General features: G+C 70.6%; 4 protein-coding genes and 1 pseudogene. All 5 read left to right on the top strand.

What is annotated here, in order from left to right:
• A pseudogene (locus VIR15_RS04010) lies at positions 1-318 on the top strand (hypothetical protein); the annotation flags it as partial.
• Entirely contained in the window at positions 311-1039 is a 729-nt protein-coding gene (locus VIR15_RS04005; RefSeq protein ID WP_331926182.1) for a RibD family protein, read from the top strand. The pseudogene VIR15_RS04010 and the gene VIR15_RS04005, both read left to right, overlap by 8 nt.
• Before the next feature lie 11 nt (positions 1040-1050).
• The gene (locus VIR15_RS04000; RefSeq protein ID WP_331926181.1) at positions 1051-1743 is read left to right on the top strand and encodes a GTP cyclohydrolase II; all 693 of its coding nucleotides are present in this window, start codon (positions 1051-1053) and stop codon (positions 1741-1743) included.
• A gap of 35 nt (positions 1744-1778) precedes the next feature.
• Complete coding sequence (locus tag VIR15_RS03995) at positions 1779-2369, top strand: dihydrofolate reductase family protein (RefSeq protein ID WP_331926180.1); 591 nt, start codon at positions 1779-1781, stop codon at positions 2367-2369.
• A gap of 394 nt (positions 2370-2763) precedes the next feature.
• Positions 2764-3209, top strand: a 446-nt coding sequence (locus VIR15_RS03990; RefSeq protein ID WP_331926179.1) for a DoxX family protein, incomplete at its 3' end; no start/stop codon positions are given.

Below are 3209 nucleotides of genomic sequence, written 5' to 3'. Positions count from 1 at the left end.
GGTCACGTGGCCACGTTCCTCATCGCCGCTCGCACCGCTGGCATCGCCGCCTCGACCCTCGGACTGATCCCCCTCGCGTTCGTCGTCCTCCTCGCCATGGCCCTGCCGGTCAATCTCGCCGGATGGGGTCCGCGTGAGGGTGCGGCGGCGTGGGCCTTCGGGGCAGCCGGGCTCGGCGCGGTCCAGGGATTCGCCACCGCGGTGGTTTACGGTGGGCTTGTGCTTGTGGCGAGCCTGCCCGGGGCCGTGATCATCACGGTCAGCAGCGTGCGCCGCGTCAGCCGGGAAAGGCGGGCGCGGGGAGACGCCCATGCCTGAACCCGCTGAGCTGCCTGATCGGCCTTGCCCACCGGGCCGTCCGTACGTCCTGCTCAGCTGCGGCATGTCGATCGACGGCTACCTCGACAGCCCCGCCCTGCACCGGCTGTTGCTGTCCAACGACGCGGACTTCGACCGGGTGGACGCCGAGCGTGCCGCCTCGGACGCCATCCTCGTCGGGGCCGCCACCATCCGCAGGGACAACCCACGACTGCTCGTCCGGTCACCCGAGCGGCGGGCGGCCCGTGTTGCCCAGGGCCTGCCTCCCTCCCCGACGAAGGTGACCCTGACTCGCCGCGCCGACCTCGATCCGGGGTCGCGATTCTTTGCCTGCGACGACGCGGAGAAGCTCGTCTACTGCCCGTCGACGTCGGTGGCGGAGACCCGCGCCCGTGTCGGCCACGCCGCGACGGTCGTCGACGCCGGGCAGCCCTGCAGTCTCCACCGCGTGTTCGAGGACCTCGCCGGCCGCGGCGTCGGCCGCCTCATGGTCGAGGGTGGCGGGACGATGCACACCCAGCTGCTCGCGACCAACCTCGCCGACGAGCTCCAGCTCGTCGTCGCCCCCTTCTTCGTCGGCAGCTCCAAGGCCACCCGCTTCGTCGGAGACGGCGACTTCCCGTGGAACCCCGACCACCGCGCGACCCTGGCCGAGGTCCGTCAGATCGGCGACGTGGTGCTCCTGCGCTACGCGCTCTCGTCCCGTTTCTCCATGAGCTGACAGGGGGGCCCATGACCGACCGACTGCCCGAGGCATCCATCCGCACCGCCGTCCCGGTGCCGCTGTCCTTCTCGGACGGCTTCGAGACGACGGCGCTGGCCTTCACCTTCGACGGGCTCGCCGACGGGCTCGAGCACGTCGCCCTCGGGCTCGGCGACCGGGCCAATCCAAACCGGCGCTCGCGGGACGGCGCGTCCCCTCCGCTCATCCGGGTCCACAGCGAATGCCTCACCGGAGACGTCTTCGGGAGCCAGCGGTGCGACTGTGGCCCGCAGCTGCGCGAGGGCGTCCAGCGGCTGTCCGAGACCGGTGGCTACCTGCTCTACCTGCGGCAGGAGGGGCGCGGGATCGGCCTCTACGCCAAGCTCGACGCCTACGTCCTGCAGGACTCCGGGCTCGACACCTATCAGGCCAACGTCGCCCTCGGCTTCGAGGAGGACGCGCGCGACTACGCCGTCGCGGCCCAGATGCTGCTCGCCCTCGGCGTGCCAAGGGTCGTCCTGCTGACGAACAACCCGGACAAGGCCGCCCAGCTCGGTCGTCTCGGGATCACCGTGACGAGCGTCGTCGCCACCGAGGTCCACCTCTCCCCCGCAAACGCCCAGTACCTGGCCACCAAGGCGACGCACGGCTCCCACACCCTCGACCTGCCCCCGACGGACGGCTTGGCGCACCAGACCCCGCCGGAGTCCGAGGCGGGCTGACCACTCGCGACGAAACAGGGACGAAGGAGAGCGTCATGTCCACCACCGTGCTCTACATGTCGATGTCCCTCGACGGCTTCATCGCCGGACCGAACGTCGGGCCCGGCAACGGCCTCGGCGATGGCGGGGAGCGGCTCCACGACTGGATCGGCCAAGGTGACGTCGAGTCAGCGGCGGACCGGCTCGACGACGCGGACCGCGCCGTCATCGACGACTTCATGTCGACCGGGGCGGTCATCGCTGGCAGGGGAACCTTTGAGCCCGCGGGCGGGTGGGATGGCGACCACCACGACGGGGTGCCGATCTTCATCCTCAGCCGCCACGAGCCGCCGGCGGAGTTCGCGGGCTACCTCAACGTCACCTACCTGAGCGACCTCGCCGAGGCGGTCCGCCGCGCCGGGGACGCGGCCGGCGACAAGGGCGTGCTCGTGCACGGCGCGTCGATCGCGCAGCGCATGCTCCGGGCCGGGCTCCTCGACGAGATCCAGATCCACCTCGTCCCCGTCCTGCTCGGCGAAGGCGTGCGCCTCTTCGAGCACCTCGGCGCCGAGCACATCGAGCTCGAGCCCGTCGCCGTGCGCCAAGGCAACGAGGTCACCCACCTGCGCTACCGCGTGCGTCGTTGAACCCTGCGAGTCACAGAGTTCCCTTGCGCTGGAGGCGCGCTCAGCGGCATACGACCATGCCGTATGCCGCTGAGCCGGCACCCGCCGTCACGTGACCTCGGTCAGCACGTCGTCCACATGCAGGAGAAGAGATCAGCCCGAAGTGGGGGCAGCCGCTGGCAGATAGACCCTCGGGGCGCGTCGGTCGCCACGACGTCACGGCGCGGGCAGGGACGACCGAGGACGCCATCTGACGTAGCCGCACTGCGCTCACCGCCGTAGTCCTTCACCTGCGCCCACCCTCCTTGGCGCACCCGAGGTGTCGTCATCTGCCCGACGATCTCCGGCGTCAAAACCGGGATCGTCGTTGGTGCCGGGGCAGACACCGAGCCCCACTGGAAACAGGAGGAATCCAATGTCGGTCATCACGAACTCCCGCAATACCGCACCCAAGCGCCAGTCCGGTGGGATGCAGCGCTTCATCGAGCGGGCCGTCGGCGTGCTTGCCGCGCACAGCATCGATGCGCTGCGCATCAGCCTCGGGCTGGTGATCCTGGGATTCGGCTCCCTCAAGTACTTCCCGGGGGCCTCACCCGCGGAGGGCCTCGTGATGCGGACAACCGAGGCGCTCACCTTCGGCCTCGTCACAGGCACCACCGCGGTCGTCGGGACCGCCGTCCTCGAGACGATCATCGGCCTGATCCTGCTGACCGGCCGCGGGCTGCGGCCGGGCCTTGTGGTCATGGCCGGCTGGCTCGCCGGGATCCTGGCCCCCGTCGTGCTCTTCCCGGCCGAGATGTTCCCGGGCGGCCTGCCCACGCTGGCGGCCCAGTACGTCCTCAAGGACATCATCCTCGTCGC

The organism is Intrasporangium sp. (assembly GCF_036566125.1).
In the GTDB taxonomy this organism is placed as follows: Bacteria; Actinomycetota; Actinomycetes; order Actinomycetales; family Dermatophilaceae; genus Intrasporangium.
Note: the sequence above shows the minus strand (reverse complement) of the source record. Positions and strands in the feature narration are given on the sequence as shown.